The 15648-nt window shown below is 34.9% G+C and carries 13 protein-coding genes, 1 tRNA gene and 1 pseudogene; 9 read left to right on the top strand and 6 right to left on the bottom strand.

What is annotated here, in order from left to right; translation table 11 throughout:
* Nucleotides 1–316 (top strand): annotated as a pseudogene (locus H510_RS20230) (hypothetical protein); the annotation flags it as partial.
* Nucleotides 317–459: 143 nt separating this feature from the next.
* On the opposite strand, the gene trxA reads toward H510_RS20230, so the two are convergent.
* Complete coding sequence (gene trxA / locus H510_RS0111335; RefSeq protein WP_026904435.1) at nucleotides 460–756, bottom strand: thioredoxin; 297 nt, start codon at nucleotides 754–756, stop codon at nucleotides 460–462.
* Between the two features lie 301 nt (nucleotides 757–1057).
* On the opposite strand from trxA, the gene H510_RS0111325 reads away from it, so the two are divergent.
* On the top strand, nucleotides 1058–1729 hold the full coding sequence (locus H510_RS0111325) for a TIGR04282 family arsenosugar biosynthesis glycosyltransferase (RefSeq protein WP_026904434.1): 672 nt from the start codon (nucleotides 1058–1060) through the stop codon (nucleotides 1727–1729).
* A gap of 46 nt (nucleotides 1730–1775) precedes the next feature.
* Complete coding sequence (locus H510_RS0111320) at nucleotides 1776–4883, top strand: TonB-dependent receptor (RefSeq protein ID WP_026904433.1); 3108 nt, start codon at nucleotides 1776–1778, stop codon at nucleotides 4881–4883.
* Between the two features lie 38 nt (nucleotides 4884–4921).
* Here H510_RS0111320 and H510_RS0111315 read toward each other — a convergent pair whose 3' ends face one another.
* Complete coding sequence (locus tag H510_RS0111315; protein WP_081659266.1) at nucleotides 4922–5677, bottom strand: DUF547 domain-containing protein; 756 nt, start codon at nucleotides 5675–5677, stop codon at nucleotides 4922–4924.
* Between the two features lie 14 nt (nucleotides 5678–5691).
* Between H510_RS0111315 and H510_RS0111310 the strand changes: the two genes are divergently transcribed.
* Genes H510_RS0111310 through H510_RS18745 form a run of 5 tightly spaced genes read left to right on the top strand, consistent with a single transcriptional unit; the run spans nucleotide 5692 to nucleotide 10268 of the window.
* A complete protein-coding gene (locus H510_RS0111310) occupies nucleotides 5692–6930 on the top strand; it encodes an ABC transporter substrate-binding protein (RefSeq protein WP_036692653.1) in 1239 nt (412 codons plus the stop codon).
* Nucleotides 6931–6971: 41 nt separating this feature from the next.
* On the top strand, nucleotides 6972–7784 hold the full coding sequence (locus H510_RS0111305) for an ABC transporter permease (RefSeq protein ID WP_162143076.1): 813 nt from the start codon (nucleotides 6972–6974) through the stop codon (nucleotides 7782–7784).
* Nucleotides 7774–8547: an ABC transporter permease gene (locus H510_RS0111300; RefSeq protein WP_026904429.1), complete on the top strand. Its 774-nt coding sequence runs from the start codon at nucleotides 7774–7776 to the stop codon at nucleotides 8545–8547. The genes H510_RS0111305 and H510_RS0111300 overlap by 11 nt, the downstream gene beginning before the upstream one ends.
* Nucleotides 8547–9263 carry an ABC transporter ATP-binding protein gene (locus tag H510_RS0111295; RefSeq protein WP_026904428.1) on the top strand — a complete coding sequence of 239 codons (717 nt, stop codon included), beginning with the start codon at nucleotides 8547–8549 and terminating at the stop codon, nucleotides 9261–9263. Before H510_RS0111300 ends, H510_RS0111295 begins: the two co-directional genes overlap by 1 nt.
* Before the next feature lie 3 nt (nucleotides 9264–9266).
* Nucleotides 9267–10268, top strand: coding sequence for a radical SAM protein (locus H510_RS18745; RefSeq protein WP_051291165.1), 1002 nt, complete (start codon nucleotides 9267–9269; stop codon nucleotides 10266–10268).
* Nucleotides 10269–10328: 60 nt separating this feature from the next.
* On the opposite strand, the gene araA is transcribed toward H510_RS18745, so the two are convergent.
* The 4 genes from araA to H510_RS0111270 form a co-directional block, all read right to left on the bottom strand.
* The gene (gene araA, locus H510_RS0111285; protein WP_026904427.1) at nucleotides 10329–11819 is read right to left on the bottom strand and encodes an L-arabinose isomerase; all 1491 of its coding nucleotides are present in this window, start codon (nucleotides 11817–11819) and stop codon (nucleotides 10329–10331) included.
* A 104-nt stretch (nucleotides 11820–11923) separates the two neighbouring features.
* Entirely contained in the window at nucleotides 11924–12622 is a 699-nt protein-coding gene (locus tag H510_RS0111280; protein WP_026904426.1) for an L-ribulose-5-phosphate 4-epimerase, read from the bottom strand.
* Nucleotides 12623–12656: 34 nt separating this feature from the next.
* Nucleotides 12657–14324 (bottom strand): ribulokinase, encoded by a 1668-nt coding sequence (locus H510_RS0111275; protein ID WP_026904425.1) that lies wholly within the window; start codon nucleotides 14322–14324, stop codon nucleotides 12657–12659.
* Nucleotides 14325–14439: 115 nt separating this feature from the next.
* Complete coding sequence (locus H510_RS0111270) at nucleotides 14440–15087, bottom strand: HAD family hydrolase (protein ID WP_026904424.1); 648 nt, start codon at nucleotides 15085–15087, stop codon at nucleotides 14440–14442.
* 109 nt (nucleotides 15088–15196) lie between these two features.
* On the opposite strand from H510_RS0111270, the gene H510_RS0111265 reads away from it, so the two are divergent.
* Nucleotides 15197–15283, top strand: a tRNA-Ser gene (locus tag H510_RS0111265).
* The last annotated feature ends 365 nt before the right edge of the window (nucleotides 15284–15648 follow it).

Here is a 15648-nt window from a genome sequence, read left to right as displayed (position 1 = left end):
AATGAATAAAAGAAGCAAGAAAAAACCAATAACAAGAGCTGGGCAGATTTTCAAACAAGCAGCTCAAAGTCTTTTGATTAGTAAACAGCCCGGTTTAGGAGCTTTTGCAAGAAGGCTTAAATCCCGGAAAGGTTCAGGTATTGCAATTAAAGCCACAGCTAGAAAAATAGCGGAACTATACTATAGGATGTTTGATCAGGGAATGGATTATGTAGAGCAGGGAGTAAAGAAGTATGAAGAAAAACTAAAGCGGCAACAGTTGAACTTTGTTATTAAAAAAGCAAATGAGCTAAATTTGCAATTGATTGAAAATTAATATGTTATTAAAAACGTCAATGGTAGCGAAGTCGAAGGATAAGAAAAGGCTTCGACTCCGCTCAGCTTGACACAACATGGTAATTTGAGACAGCTTCTTTTTTATGTTTATAAAAATGATCTATGAAGATGTTATCTAAAAATTTAGATTGTTTTTTGAATCAGCTTCAGAAGTTCATGAACAGGTACCACACCAGATTGCCTCCATTTTACTTCGCCGTCTTTAAATAAAATTAAGGTAGGTACACCCTGTACATGATAAGCTGCTGCTGCCTGTGGGTTTTTATCAACATCAATTTTGATAATGGTTGCGCTATCTCCAACCTGTTTTTTTAAATCATCTAACATAGGCGACATCATTTTGCAGGGGCCACACCATGTAGCAAAAAAGTCTACCAATACGGGTTTTCCAGAATTTATAATTTCTTTAAAATTTGCCATTTCTTGCGCTCCTTTCTCTAAAATATCTTACAATAGTTGCCATGTTTAAGGCTAAGTAAACCACTAACACAATTAATAGCCCTTTTATTTTACCCAGCCTTAAGCCTAATAAAATTAAGAAACTAAGTGCAATAATATGTCTGTAGAATTTAAACTTTCTCAATTTGTAATAGGGGTTTAACAATACAAAGTTATCAATCTAAAGCTATATCAATATTTTTATCTAATTTGGAAACATTTTAAGAACATGAAAACCATAAGCGCTACTTACACGTAATTATTGCTGAAAACAAACTAAAGGATGCATAAAACTGCCATTATTCTTTTTGCCGAATCACCAGATATAGAAGCTAGGAAAAAGCAGTTTTCTCATTTATCATCTTTTTTAGCCTCAAAAAATATATCAGCAGCGTTAACCAAGCATACACTGAGTTTAGTAAGCCGTTGCAAAAGAGATTTTTACTGGATAGATTCTTTAAAGCAGCATGGTGGTTCGTTTGGCGAGAAAATTACCAATGCCTTCCAAGATGTTTTTAGTAAGGGCTATGAGCATATCATTTGTATTGGTAACGATACCCTTCAGCTTGATGGTCAGCATCTATCAGCTGCAATAGATGCGGTTGAACGTCAGCAAGTTATATTAGGGCCTAGTAAAGATGGAGGTGCTTATTTAATAGGATTATCTAAAAATAATTTTAATCCTATACTTTTTAAAAATATCAGATGGCAATCTTCACACACCTACAAAAATTTAAAAGAGTTATTTGCTGACGTAGAATTGGTTGAAACAGCTTTACTAGAAGATTTTGATCATTTTAGTATGCTCAAAAAGCTTCCTAAAAGTTCCATCCTATCTCTTATAAAAGCGCTGATTATAGCCTTTAAAAATAATTTAGCAACTTTTGTTTGGCTGCATGATGAAACATTTTTATATCGCTACAAAGCATTAAGAGCACCTCCGGCAATAGCTTAATCTTCCTTTATTTCATATTTTATCACTACTTCATCTAAAATTTTTCATGAAAAGAATTATACTTTCTTTATTAATCCTATTTTGTACAGTAAACCTATTTGCACAAAGTAGTGTAAACGTTTTGCTTAACACAGAAGATAAAAAGCCCTTATCTGGCTATAACATCACTTTAAAAAATTTACTTACCGACTCTAGTTTTACAGCAATAACCAATAAAAATGGTTTGGCATTGTTTAAAAATGTAAAACAGGGCGAGTATCAAATACAAGCCCTATCAAGACTTAACTATGCTATAGAAAACAGAACATTAGTTGTCGATAGTGCTTTAGAAACCAACATCACTTTAATAGCCAGAAAAAAGGATTTTCAGGAATTGAATGAAATAAGTGTGATTGCTGATAAAGCTTTAAAAATAAATAAAACGGATGCTGCTGTATCATCTTACATCAGTAAAAAAGAAATCCAAAACCTACCTATAGAAGGCCGGGATGTGACCAAAAGTTTATATCGTTTACCCAATTTAACCATATCTACTTTAGGTTATAACGAGGCACCTACCATTGCTATAAACGGATTAAGCGGTATTTATACCAATTATATGATTGATGGCTTGGATAATAACGAACGCTTTTTAGGTAATTCTAAATTTAACACCCCTTTTGGCTTTACAGAAAGCATTACGGTTTTAACCAATAACTATTCTGTAGAATATGGAAACACCAGTAATGGTATTGTAAACGTTGAAACACGCTCTGGTAGTAATGATTTTACAGGCGAAGTATTTTATTTAACCAGACCTGGTTCTATTGTAGATAGTCGCTCTGCTTTTGCTTCTTTAGATTTATACGGAAACCCTGTTAAAGACGGTTTCCAGAGGCAACAATTGGGTGTAGGCTTAGGTGGCGCACTAAAAAAAGACAAAACTTTTTTCTACCTAAACTTTGAACAAACTTTTGACATCAAAGACAATCTTTTAAACGTACCAGAGTTAGGTGTAAATGAGGCTATTAGAGGCAATAACAGTTTCAGTTATTTATCTACTAAAATAGATCAAATTTGGAGCGATAAATTTAAAAGCAGCCTAAGAGTTAATTATGGTAGTTTTGATATTGACCAACAAGGCGGAGGCTTAACAGGGGGTAATAATTTCCCATCATCAGCCTCAACACAAAAAAACAGAACCTATTTAATAGCCTTAAAAAATAGCTATCAATTAGGCGCTAGGTTAAAAGGAGAAACCAACTACCAAAACAGCTATTTCAGATGGAACTATCGTGATAGACCAAATATTGGTAAGCCTGGTGTTTCTGTACAAGATCTAACTGGCAGAACTATAGCCACCATAGGCTCTATAGATTATATTTTTGATGATGATGAATACACCAACCAGATTCAACAAAAATTTAGATTAGAAGCAGGAAAACACAACTTTTTATTTGGTACAGAGTTTACTACCTCTAATTTTTCTTTGTTGGGTGCCGGTAACTCTTATGGTTTTTATACAGTAAGACTTAACCCACAACAATTGGCAGATCTGAGAGCAAGAAATATAGGCTCGGCTTTAGATATTGATGATATTCCGGCTGATGTTGAAGTATTGCGTTATCAGGTAGATTTAGACCAAAGCAGATTTGGTACTCGCCAAAATGTATTTAACCTTTATGCAGAGGACAATTTTAAACTTAATGATAAACTTGATATTAATTTAGGTGTGAGGTTTGATTATGATAACCTTTCTAAAGCAGGTAGCACTCGTGGAGACTGGAATAATATAGGCCCAAGAACAAGTTTCAATTACAAACTGGATGATAAGAACGTGATTAGAGGTGGTATTGGTCGTTTTTATGATAAAATAAAATACTCGGTAACCAGTGATAACTTACAGTTTAGTAATAACTCGGACAATTTTAAACGTCAGTTAGCCGAGCTACAAAGATTAGGAATTTTAGATGCTAATGCAGATTTAGATAGAATTACACACCCAGGAAATTTAAGAGCTGTTTATGCTGATGCGATAACATCAAACAATCCGGCTTATTTACAAGGGGCATCTGCAGAGACAGCCCAAGGAAAAAGAGCTGATCAATCAAATGCAAACTTTAGAATAAAAAATCCTAATGGTTATCAAAACCCGTACTCAGACCAATATAGCATAGGTTATCAAAGAAAGATTAATGAAAACGTATTATTTTATGTTGATTTAGTACATACTCGTACTCAAAATTTATATAGAATAACAAATCTAAATGCCCCTAAAACTCCGTTTAATTTACCGGCTAATGCTCCTGCGGAATCAGCAAAAGATCCTAATGATGCAAACTTAGACAGACCTGTTCCTATCGTGACTGTTAACGGTCAATTTCAGGCAAAAATTGGTAGTGATCAAATTGGAGGTATTGCCAGAGATGTATTTATGACCGAAACCGAAGGAAAAGCCAGATATACAGCGGCTAATTTTTCTATGGTAAAAGTAAAAGGTGTTAATGACCAATTCTCTTATCGTATTTCTTATTCTTTATCAAAAATAATGAATGATACAGAAGGAATAAATGTAAGAGCGCAAGATGCTAATAACTGGGCAAATGAATATGCATTTGGTGATAACGACAGAACGCATGTAATTAACGCATTATTCACCTGGTATCCGGTTAAAAATTTGACACTTACGCCTGCATTGCTTTTCCAAAGTGGGCAGCCAATTACGTACTATGCAAATAGTACAGCTTATTTTTATAATAGAAAAGATGCTAATGGGAATTTCATAACCGTACCCGACCCTACTCCAACTGATCCTAATAGAACAGCAAAAGTTCCTGTAAGGAGTGGCGATTTAAATGGTAACGGAGAAACACCAGGATTTTCAACAGACATACAACCAGGTGAAACCAGAAATAATGGAAGATTACCCAATGCAACTACCATAGATTTTTCTGCCAAATACAGATTAAAATTAAAGAATAAATCTGGAATAGAATTTTCCGCAGATATCTATAACCTGCTAAACCAAACAAATTTAACAGGCTTTGCCTCTACAAGAGGAGCTAGTAATCAAGTACAAATTGGCCCAAGAAGTGCCAATAACTTAAACATCAGAGCAGCTGCACCACCACGCCAGTTCCAATTTGGAATGCGTTATATTTTTGGGAACTATTAATAATAAACGAGCTTTTACTTTTTAAAGTAAAAGTTCGATTATTTACCATTTAAGCTACAGTTATAAGGCATAAAAGTATAGGATGATGGATAATTTAACGGATGATTACTGTATTTATTTAACCAAGTGATAAAAGAAAAATCATCAGTAAAATGATTAGTAAAATCATCCCAATACCAACTAAACAAACTTGATACTTCTAAAGGGATGCTATCAAGTTTATTTTTACGAGGATCGTTTATAAAAATTCTGGCCTGATCATCCAGTTGTTCTTTAACATGTTGAGCAGTATAGGCTTCATTTCTAAAATGCGGACAAGAAAAAGATGCGCAAACTAAAGCAAAATGGATATAAGGTTCTTGTATTTGTTTACGCAAAATCTCGTGTTCTATCTTGTCTAAAGTAAAAGCATCTTCACCTATTTTAAAAAAAGGGATTTTCCATGGAGAATCATACACTTGGTGATGAATATCTTTGATAGATTGCACACCATAATGATTGATGATTAATTTTACCGTAAAAGCATTATAAGCATTTATCCAGTAGGCAATTTTCTCTTGGCGTGTCCAATCTGCTGTTGGCGCATAAGTACTTATGATTTCAAGATATTGATTTAATAAATGTTCCTTAGATTTAAACCCTTGATAATCTACAAAGCCATCATCAGTAATAAATTGCTTAACCAAATTATTCCAAAGTTGGTGTTGATGTAAGTCTTTTTCAGAAAATGTAGTGCTATCGGCCTCAACCATTATTATTAAATTTTGTATAAATATATACGCTAAAATCATCATAAAGATTTAAAAGAATGATTAACAGAAAAAAGAATATCATTTTATTGAGCTTCCTTTTTATAGGGAGCGTCATAAATGCTTGTAAGCAAAATCAAAGTAATACGCAGCAAGATAGCTTGATGACCCAATCTTGGGAAGAAATAGAGCAAAAAGCAAAGGGAACTACCGTTGTTTTCATGAAGTATCTGGGCGATAAAAAAGCGAATAAACATATAGATGAATATGTGGTACCAACCGTATTAAAAAGGTATGGTATTACTTTAAAAATCATCCCCGGCCAAGGAAATGAAATTGTAAATAGTATCATGACGGAGCAAGAAGCAGGCTTAGCAGAAGGACAAACAGATATGGTTTGGATAAACGGCGAAACCTTTTATCAATTGCAGCAAATAAAAGGTTTATATGGCCCTTTTACAGATAAGCTTCCAAACTCTAAATACATCAATTATGAAGATCCTATTATTAAATATGATTTTCAGCAAGCTATCAATGGTTATGAAGCACCTTGGGGTAAAGCTTCTTTTATCGGTATTACAGACTCTGCCAGAGTAAAAAATATCCCACAAAGTATGCAAGATTTTGAGGCGTACTGGAAAGCTCATCCAGGTAAGTTTACTATCCCGCTAGATTTTTCTGGCTATACTTTGTTGAAATCCTGGTTAGTAGAAATTGCTGGTGGCATAAAAGAATTAGATGGCGATTTTAATCAAGAAAAGTACGATAAATACGCACCCCAACTTTGGGATTTTATCAACAGAAATAAGAAATATTTCTGGAAAAGCGGCAGTACTTTTCCAGCTAGCAATGTTACAGTTTCTCAAATGTTTGGCTCTGGCGAGTTAGATTTTGCTTTTTCCTTTGGTATCACAGCTATAGATAAGGGTATTAAAGAAGGTTTATTTCCTGCTACTTCTAAAGCTTTCGTTTTCAAAGCAGGAAGCATCCATAATACCAGCTATTTAGGAATTCCTTACAATGCACCAAATAAAGAAGGGGCTTTAGTGGTGATTAATTTTTTACTTTCGCCAGAGGCACAAATAGAAAAAAGTGATATCAATAACTCTGGCGGAATGCCAGTTTTTGATTATCAAAAACTGGAAAAACAATGGCAAGATCAATATCAAGCACTTCCAAAAATTAAATATGGAATGAGCGAAGAAGCTATACAAGAAAAGGCTATTAAAGAAACACATTCGCAATACATGATTAATGTAGCTGCCGATTTTAGAACTCAAGTAATAGAAAAACCTTAATGTTTAAACCCTTTAACAAGACATTTAATTTTAGCATACTGTTGCTATTTACATTATTGCCTTTGCTTGCAGGTTTAGGTTATGCTATAGCTTATAGTTTTGGTTTGGTGGGTGTGCTTAACAAGGGTTTTACCTTAGAAAATTGGAAAATACTATTTTCAACATCAGAAGTCTATATTTCTGTTTTGTATACCAGTTGGTTAGCTTTTGCCTCTTTAAGTATTTGTATATTTATCTCTTTAGCTGTGGTATTAGCTTTTCCTACAAAATTTAAAAGCGGAATATTTTCTTATTTGGTTTATATGCCCCTTGCTTTCCCTTCTATTGTTGCTGCATTTTTCTTCTTTCAGTTTTTAAGTAATGCAGGCATTCTTGCTAGGTTATGCTACCAATTAGGTATCATTAGTCAGATTAGTGATTTTCCAAATTTGGTTAATGATAGTTATCATATAGGTATCATCAGTACACAAACTTTTTTAAGTTTGCCTTTTTTTATCTTGTTGTATGCTAGCTTATATCAAGCCGAAAAACTAGAAGATTATCAGAAGTTAGCTTATGCTTTAGGCGCAAGTAAAAAGCAAACCATTTTTAAAATCAGTATCCCTATACTGCTAAAAAGAAGTTTACCAAGTATCATCATTTACTTTATTTTTAAGTTGGGTTCTTACGAAGTGCCGCTGTTACTAGGGAAATCTAGTCCAGAAACTATTTCTGTTTTAGCAGTAAGGAAATTACAGAAATTTAATCTCCTTGATATTCCACAAGGCTATGCTGTAGCAGTTATTTATGCCTTTTTGGTACTTATTTTATTGTTTATAGCCTTTAAAAAATCAAAACACCAGTATGAAGTATAGCATCAAACATCTTATATTACTGATGTTGGCTTTGGTTTTTACCTTGCCCATTGTAATACTTTTCTTGCTTTCTTTTTCGCAAAAGTGGGTGTTTCCAAAACTATTACCTGAGAAATTAACCTTAGAAAACTGGATAATTATCTTGGGTGATGGCCATGTGATCAGCAATAGCTTTGTTATATCATTAAGTATTGCACTATTTGTTGCCGCTAGTGCTACCATTTTAGGTTTTATACTAAGTAGGTATATTGCTTATCATCCAAAAAGGAGATTACTTACTTTTTTAACTTATTTCCCTTTTGCGCTTTCTCCTGTAATTTTTGCTATTTGCTTAAAGTACTACTTCATAAAACTAGGTCTAATTGGAAACTTATATGGAATTGTTCTAGCACAACTCATCATTGCCTTACCCTATAGCATTATATTTTTCTTAAGCTTTTGGAACCAAAAAGTATTGGATTATCAAAACCTAGTTTATACTTTAGGAGGTAAGCAAAAGCAAGCATTTCTATACATAACTTTACCCCTTGCTAAATCGTTTCTTATCATTTGCTTTTTCCAATGTTTTTTAATTTCTTGGTTTGAGTATGGTTTAACCAGTATTATTGGTTATGGTAAAATAAGTACCTTAACCATTCATGTTTTTCAGTTTATAAACGAAGCTAATATTTTTTATGCTGCATTAAGCTGTTGTTTGCTTATTTTACCTCCAGTAATTTTATTGTGGTTTAACAAAAGATTCATCATTCAACAAAAAGGCTAATGTTTTTAGAGGTAAAGAATATCAGTAAAAAGTTTAAAAACCATCAGGTGCTTAAAGAAATTTGTTTTGATGTAGATGCACATCAAACTTTAAGTGTTTTAGGTAAAAGTGGCTGTGGTAAATCTACCTTATTAAAAATTATAGCAGGTATAGAAACTGCCGATGGTGGAACAGTGAATTTGCAAAACCAGAATGTTTTATCATTGCCTGCGCAAGAACGTAAAATTATTTACCTTTTTCAGGAGGCTTTGCTTTTTCCAAACATGAATGTTTTTGAAAACATAGCTTTTGGTTTAAAAATTAGAAATACAGAAAAACACATTATTAAAACAAAAGTTACGGATATGCTTTCACAGTTAGAACTAGATGGTTATGATAAAAAAATGCCACATGAGCTTTCTGGCGGACAAAAACAGCGTGTTGCCTTTGGTAGAGCGCTTATTCTTAATCCACCTTTAATTTTATTAGATGAACCATTTAGTAGTTTAGATGTAGAAACTAGAAGTAACATGCAGCAGCTTTATAAAAAGATTGCTAAAGAATATCAAATTACAGCTCTTTTTGTAACACATGATTTAAAAGAAGCTTTATTAATGGGCGATAAAATCTGTTATATGGAAAATGGCGTATTAGAAGTATATAAGGATAAACAAAGTTTTATCCGCTCAGAAAAAACTGGGGTACAAAATGAAATCAACTTTTGGAACAATCTTTAAACTATGAGAAACGATTATAACACTTACGGAACCATATATTGGGTATTTACCCAGCTTTGTAATGATGAATGCGACCATTGTTACAATGACTCTGGGCCTAAAGGTAAGCGCATGACTGATGAGGAGTGTTTACAGATCATTCATCATTTGCCAGAAAAATTAAGTAAAATTATTTTAAGTGGCGGCGAGCCCTTAGCAGATAGAAAACAGCTTTACCTGATTATTGATACTTTAATAGCAAAGTATGGTCAAGATTTAAAAATTACCATACAAACCAATGGTGATTTAATGACTGGTAAAATTCTGGATATTTTGCTGGAGAAAGGTGTTAAAGGATTTAGTATTGCCAGTTTAGACAGATTTCATAAGCATGCCGGAGCAAAACTTAATATCTTAAAAGAGTTGTTTGATAGCCGAGGTTTGGTAGATATTATGCCTTATATTACAGTAGGTGTTAAAGACGAAGAAAAGCGAGCTAAACTTGATCCCAATTGGCGTACCTACTCTTATTTTGGAGCAAACGAGGAAATGTGGCTGGGTGGTAATTGGGCAAGAGGCAGAGCCTTTACCAAAGACTTATGGATGCAAAATCATTTACATAACTTTTGTAACATACAATCAGGAGCTAAAAATTTCTTAGGCGGTCATCAAGATGTGATTGAGGAACTGAGCATCCAACTATGGGCCATAAACCCATGTTGTCCTGGCACAAAAAAAGCTTTAGGCGATGCCAGAAAAGAAAAAATAGCCGATGTATTGCTAAAAGTAAAAGAATCTGAAATTTTTAAAGCTTTAAATGACGGCGAACCTTATAAAATGGGAGAAAGTATTGGCGTAAGCGAGGCTTATGCCGTAGAAAGAGGAAAAAAGCTTCAAAATATTTGTTTATGGTGTGATGAGTTTTTTGATAAGCATTATCACATGGATGAGCTAAGAGCAAAAACCGCCGAAGAAGCTGTAACAGACAGCTTTATTAAACTACCAGTTATTAGTGCTAATCCATAAATGAAGTGGCTTTTAAACTAAAAAAGCTGATCTTTTAACAAGACCAGCTTTTAAAACCACCTATTTATAATAAACCTCATTCCATCTCAATTCATTTTTGAATTGATATAAGTTGGTGTCTTTACCTATTAAAACAAACTCAACATCAGCAATTTCTGCAAAACTTTGGATATGCTCTGCTGTTAAGTTTTGGCTGTAACAAGTATGGTGTGCGCCACCAGCTAAAATCCATGCGGCACAACCTGTATACATATCTGGCTGTGGTTTCCATAAAACTCTTGCTACAGGTAATTTTGGTAAATCATGCTCTGGTGCTATAGCATCAACCTCGTTCACTAAAATTCTAAAACGGTTACCCATATCTACTACTGAAACGTTAATAGCCGGACCAGCTGCCGAGTTAAATACCAAACGTACAGGATCTGCCTTACCACCAATTCCTAAAGGATGAATCTCGCATTTAGGTTTAGCATCAGCAATAGAAGGACAAATCTCTAACATGTGGGAGCCTAAAACCTGAGGATTAGCTGGGTCGAAATGGTAAGTATAATCTTCCATAAAAGAATTTCCTCCTTTTAAACCGGTACCCATTACCTTCATGGTACGTACCAAAGCGGCAGTTTTCCAATCGCCTTCACCAGCAAAACCAAAACCTTTAGCCATTAACCTTTGAGAAGCAATACCAGGCAATTGTTTCATACCATGTAAATCTTCAAAAGTATCGGTAAAAGCGGTAAAGCCACCATCAGTTAAAAAGCGCTCTAAACCTAATTCTATTTTAGCGGCATCTCTTAAAGATTGATGTTGTGCACCACCTTTAAGCAAGCTCTCCATCAACTGGTAACTATCGCCATATTCTTGAATAAGTTTATCTACCTCGGCATCAGAAACAGTATCAATAACTTTTACCAAATCGCCAATACCATAGCCATTTACTTGGTAACCAAACTTTATTTCGGCCTCAACTTTATCGCCATCGGTAACAGCTACGTAACGCATATTATCGCCAAAACGGGCAACTTTAGTTTGGTTAGAGTCTTTCCAAGCTGCTGCAACACGAGCCCAATCGCCAATTTGAGAGATGACATTTTCATCTTCCCAATGGCCAACTACTACCTTACGGTTAATGCGCATACGCGATACCATGAAACCAAACTCCCTATCGCCATGGGCGCTTTGGTTAAGGTTCATGAAATCCATATCTATGTTAGCCCAAGGAATATCACGATTAAACTGTGTATGCAAGTGTAGCATAGGTTTTTGCAATACTTTTAAACCACCAATCCACATTTTAGCTGGCGAGAAAGTATGCATCCAAGCAATTACCCCAATACAATTATCGGTTACGTTTGCCTGTTGGCAGATGTTAAAAATCTCATCAGGAGATTTTACAGTTGGTTTAAATACCACCCTTACCGGGATAGCACTTGCCTTGTTTAATGATTCTGCAATAATTTGCGAATGCTGTGCTACTTGCTTTAGCGTTTCTTCGCCATATAAATCTTGGCTACCTGTAATAAACCAAAGTTCAAATTTCTTTAAATCTATCATTTTGATGTTTTTGCCTCACCCTAAATCCCTCTCCGAAGGAGAGGGATTTCCATGGCTTGTATGTTTTTTAAATTGATTAATAACTTCTATTGTCTAGTATCTAACTATTGCCCATAATAAGAGCCTTCGCCATGCTTACGGTCGTAATGTTTCTTAATTAAAGCGTCTTTTAACTTTGGTACTTGCGGATTAATTTGCTCAGTTAAATAAGCCATACGAGCTATTTCTTCTAAAACAGCACTGTTATGTACAGCTTTATCAGCCGTTTTACCCCAAGTAAAAGGTGCATGGTTGCCTACTAAAATCATCTCTACATCGCTATTACTTAAACCTCTTTCTTTTAAACAATTGATGATTTGGAAGCCTGTTTCATATTCGTAATTACCTTTAATCATTTCATCGCTCATTGGCGGAGCACATGGAATATCGCAAGTGGTATAATCTGCATGTGTAGTACCATAAATAGGAATATCTCTTTGAGATTGCGCCCAAGCCGTGGCATAAGTAGAGTGTGTATGCACCACGCTATTAATATTATCCCAATGCTTATATAAAACAGCATGGGTTTTAGTATCTGATGAAGGTCTTAAATCTCCAGCAACGGTGTTCCCATCAAAATCTACAATTACCATTTGCTCTACCTTTAGCTTGGTATAATCTACTCCGCTAGGCTTAATCGCAAAAACACCCAAATCTCTATCTGCAACGCTTACATTGCCAAAAGTAAAAATCACCAGATTTAACTCGGGTAAACGCATATTAGCTAAATAAGCCTCTTCTTGTATTTTTCTATATTTATCCATTTTTATCGGTTTTCAGTTACCGGTTATGTAGTTGTTAGTTAAGCTCTATAAAAGCTCCCATCGCTTTGTATTTTTCGTATCGAGCTTGGTAAAGCGCTACATTTTCTTGATTAGGAAAATACTCATCGCTAAAACCATGTCCCATAGCTTCCATAGCATTTTCTACAGTTGGATAAAACCCAGCTACAGTTGCTGCAAACATTGCTGCACCTAAAGCACAAGTTTGGTTTGATTGATGAATCCTGATAGGCATATTCATCACATCAGCCATTACTTGCATAATGTAAGCCGATTTTTTGGCTACTCCACCTAAACCAATTAAGCCTTTAACAGGGATGCCTTGCTCTATAAAACGATCCACAATTTTCTTTGCACCAAAACAAGTAGCCTCAACCAAGGCTTTAAACATAGCAGGCGCATCGGTACCCAAATCTAAACCCCAAAAAGCACCTTTTAATTCTTGATTAGCATCTGGTGTTCTTCTTCCGTTTAACCAATCTATAGCCAATTCATCTTTCACATCAAGCGGCAGGGCAGCAGCAGCCTTACTAAGTTTAATGATGATTTGCTCATTATATTCTTCTCTTAACTTCTCTTTTTGTTCTTCAGAAATAGCGTTTGAATCGGCCAGAATTTGCTCTAGAGGCCATTTTAGCATTTTTTGGAACCATGCATAAGCATCGCCAAAAGCAGACTGACCGGCTTCTAAACCACTCATACCCGGTATGATAGAACCATTTACTTGTCCACAAATACCTTTAACCAATTTACCTGTCATTTCAGCAGAAGGTGCTACCAACATATCGCAGGTAGAAGTACCCATTACTTTACTTAAATGGTATGGCTCTATTTGGCCGCCAACAGCACCCATGTGTGCGTCAAAAGCACCAATTCCGATTTTAACATCGGTATTTAAGCCTAGTTTTTTCGCCCACTCTGCACTAAGTGTACCAGCAGCTTCTGAAGCTGGTAAAACTTCCTGAGAAACTCTTTCTCTTAAACCTTTTAAAAGAGGATCTAAAGTGGTAAAGAAATCTTCTGGTGGAAAACCGTTAAACTCCTCGGCCCAAAGTGCTTTGTGACCAGCCGCACAAACGCCTCTTTTTAATGCTGAGACATGCTGAGCTCCGGTTAATAAAAAAGGAATCCAATCGCAATGCTCTACCCAAGAAAAAGCAGCATTTTTAACGCTTTCATCAACCCTTAAGGTTCTTAATATTTTTGCCCAAAACCATTCTGAAGAGTAAATTCCGCCAACGTATTTTAGGTAATTGGTATCAAATTTTTCTGCGTGTTTATTTATCTCGGCAGCTTCTTTTAATGCTGTATGGTCTTTCCAAAGGATAAACATAGCATTGGGGTTTTCTGCAAACTCTGCTGTTAAAGCCAAAGGTACACCCTGCTCATTAACCGCTACCGGTGTAGAGCCTGTTGTATCTATAGAAATAGCTTTTACTTGTTGTGCTATTTCAATACCTACTTGGCTAAGGCAAGATGTTATGGTATGTTCAAGGCCTTCTACATAATCTAGCGGGTGTTGCCTGAATTGGTTTTGAGCAGGATTACAATATAATCCTTTCTTCCATCTGGGATAATAAAAAACAGCTGTTGAACAAATAGTTCCGTTAGAGGCATCTACCAAAACAGAACGTACAGAATCTGTCCCGTAATCTACCCCGATAACATATTTACCTTGACTCATCATTAATGACTTTGTGATTTATAATTGAGTGTGCAAAATACAATTTATTTTATTAAGTGTAAAAATAACATTTATATATTTTTCCAAGCATTATTAACTTCTAAAAAGCAATTTTTTAAAAAAGATTTAGATTCTGATAGTTAGCTGTAAAAGTTAAAATATTACTATAAGTGTTAAAATCAGCAGGCTCGTGTAAGGTAGTAAGCACAACACTTTTCATATTGGCACTTTGTGCTGCTTCAACACCTTTTGGCGCATCTTCAAAAACTACGCAAGCGCTTGGTGCTACCCCTAAAAGTTCTGCTCCTTTTAAAAAAGTTTCTGGATGTGGTTTACTTAAAGAAACATCATTGGCACTTACAATAACCGGGAAATATTCGCGGATATGCAGGTTATCCAAGATAAAATCAATATTGAATGGAATAGCAGCCGAGCCTATAGCCATTTTGATACCTTTTGATTTTGCATTTTCTAGATAATCACCTAAACCATCAATAAGTTTCATGTGGGCTTTATACTCGGCTTGGTAACGCTGTTCTTTTTCCATAGAAAGCTTATCCATTTGCTCTTGTGTGAAATAGCCTTTCCCAAAGACACGCTCTAGCAATTCTTGGTTTTTACCGTACATCTGTAAAACGGTTTCTTCAAAAGTGATATCGGCTTTTAAATCGTTGCTTAAAATATCATACCATGCTCTGGCATGAAACTGCATATCGTCTATAATGGTTCCGTTTAAATCAAATAAATAAGCCTGATAATCCATATCTCAAAAATTTTAAAAGGCTAATTTAAGCTTAAGGTTTAAATTAGGAGATATTGTTCTGTAAAATTGAAAGAATTAATTAGTTTTGCATCCCCCGAGAGGGAAAATAGGAGAGGTGTCTGAGTGGTCGAAAGAGCAAGCCTGGAAAGTTTGTATACTGGCAACGGTATCGTGGGTTCGAATCCCACCTTCTCCGCACAATTTTAAAAATTAGCCTTTAATGTAATGTTAGAGGCTTTTTTTATTGGAGTTTAAATTTAATGATGCAACTAGTAGCGAATTGTTTGCTTAAATAGCAGTCTACTTGAGCCAATGAAGATGATTAATCGGTTTAATAGTTTTATCCTATTACCAAAATTATATTTGTACCATTGTACCTCAAAAAACTTACTTGAATTAATTCTACCTCTATATTTAATCTTTTAAAGCCCTTTACTCTACAGCTAATGAGTACTTTTAAGATATAAACTTATTTCACCCTTATATCAATTTGTGTTTTTTAGTGAGGAATCATTATTGCAGAAGGCGCAGGGCGGTCAGTTAAATATCAATTAGTAATAT

The organism is Pedobacter glucosidilyticus DSM 23534, assembly GCF_000425145.1.
Lineage (GTDB): Bacteria > Bacteroidota > Bacteroidia > Sphingobacteriales > Sphingobacteriaceae > Pseudopedobacter > Pseudopedobacter glucosidilyticus.
Note: the sequence above shows the minus strand (reverse complement) of the source record. Positions and strands in the feature narration are given on the sequence as shown.

What these genes read in the sequence shown, in the direction of transcription:
- trxA (WP_026904435.1), bottom strand. Translation starts at nt 756, where the DNA reads ATGGCAAATTTTAAAGAAATTATAAATTCTGGAAAACCCGTATTGGTA.
- H510_RS0111325 (WP_026904434.1), top strand. Translation starts at nt 1,058, where the DNA reads ATGCATAAAACTGCCATTATTCTTTTTGCCGAATCACCAGATATAGAA.
- H510_RS0111320 (WP_026904433.1), top strand. Translation starts at nt 1,776, where the DNA reads ATGAAAAGAATTATACTTTCTTTATTAATCCTATTTTGTACAGTAAAC.
- H510_RS0111315 (WP_081659266.1), bottom strand. Translation starts at nt 5,677, where the DNA reads ATGATGATTTTAGCGTATATATTTATACAAAATTTAATAATAATGGTT.
- H510_RS0111310 (WP_036692653.1), top strand. Translation starts at nt 5,692, where the DNA reads ATGATTAACAGAAAAAAGAATATCATTTTATTGAGCTTCCTTTTTATA.
- H510_RS0111300 (WP_026904429.1), top strand. Translation starts at nt 7,774, where the DNA reads ATGAAGTATAGCATCAAACATCTTATATTACTGATGTTGGCTTTGGTT.
- H510_RS0111295 (WP_026904428.1), top strand. Translation starts at nt 8,547, where the DNA reads ATGTTTTTAGAGGTAAAGAATATCAGTAAAAAGTTTAAAAACCATCAG.
- H510_RS18745 (WP_051291165.1), top strand. Translation starts at nt 9,267, where the DNA reads ATGAGAAACGATTATAACACTTACGGAACCATATATTGGGTATTTACC.
- araA (WP_026904427.1), bottom strand. Translation starts at nt 11,819, where the DNA reads ATGATAGATTTAAAGAAATTTGAACTTTGGTTTATTACAGGTAGCCAA.
- H510_RS0111280 (WP_026904426.1), bottom strand. Translation starts at nt 12,622, where the DNA reads ATGGATAAATATAGAAAAATACAAGAAGAGGCTTATTTAGCTAATATG.
- H510_RS0111275 (WP_026904425.1), bottom strand. Translation starts at nt 14,324, where the DNA reads ATGAGTCAAGGTAAATATGTTATCGGGGTAGATTACGGGACAGATTCT.
- H510_RS0111270 (WP_026904424.1), bottom strand. Translation starts at nt 15,087, where the DNA reads ATGGATTATCAGGCTTATTTATTTGATTTAAACGGAACCATTATAGAC.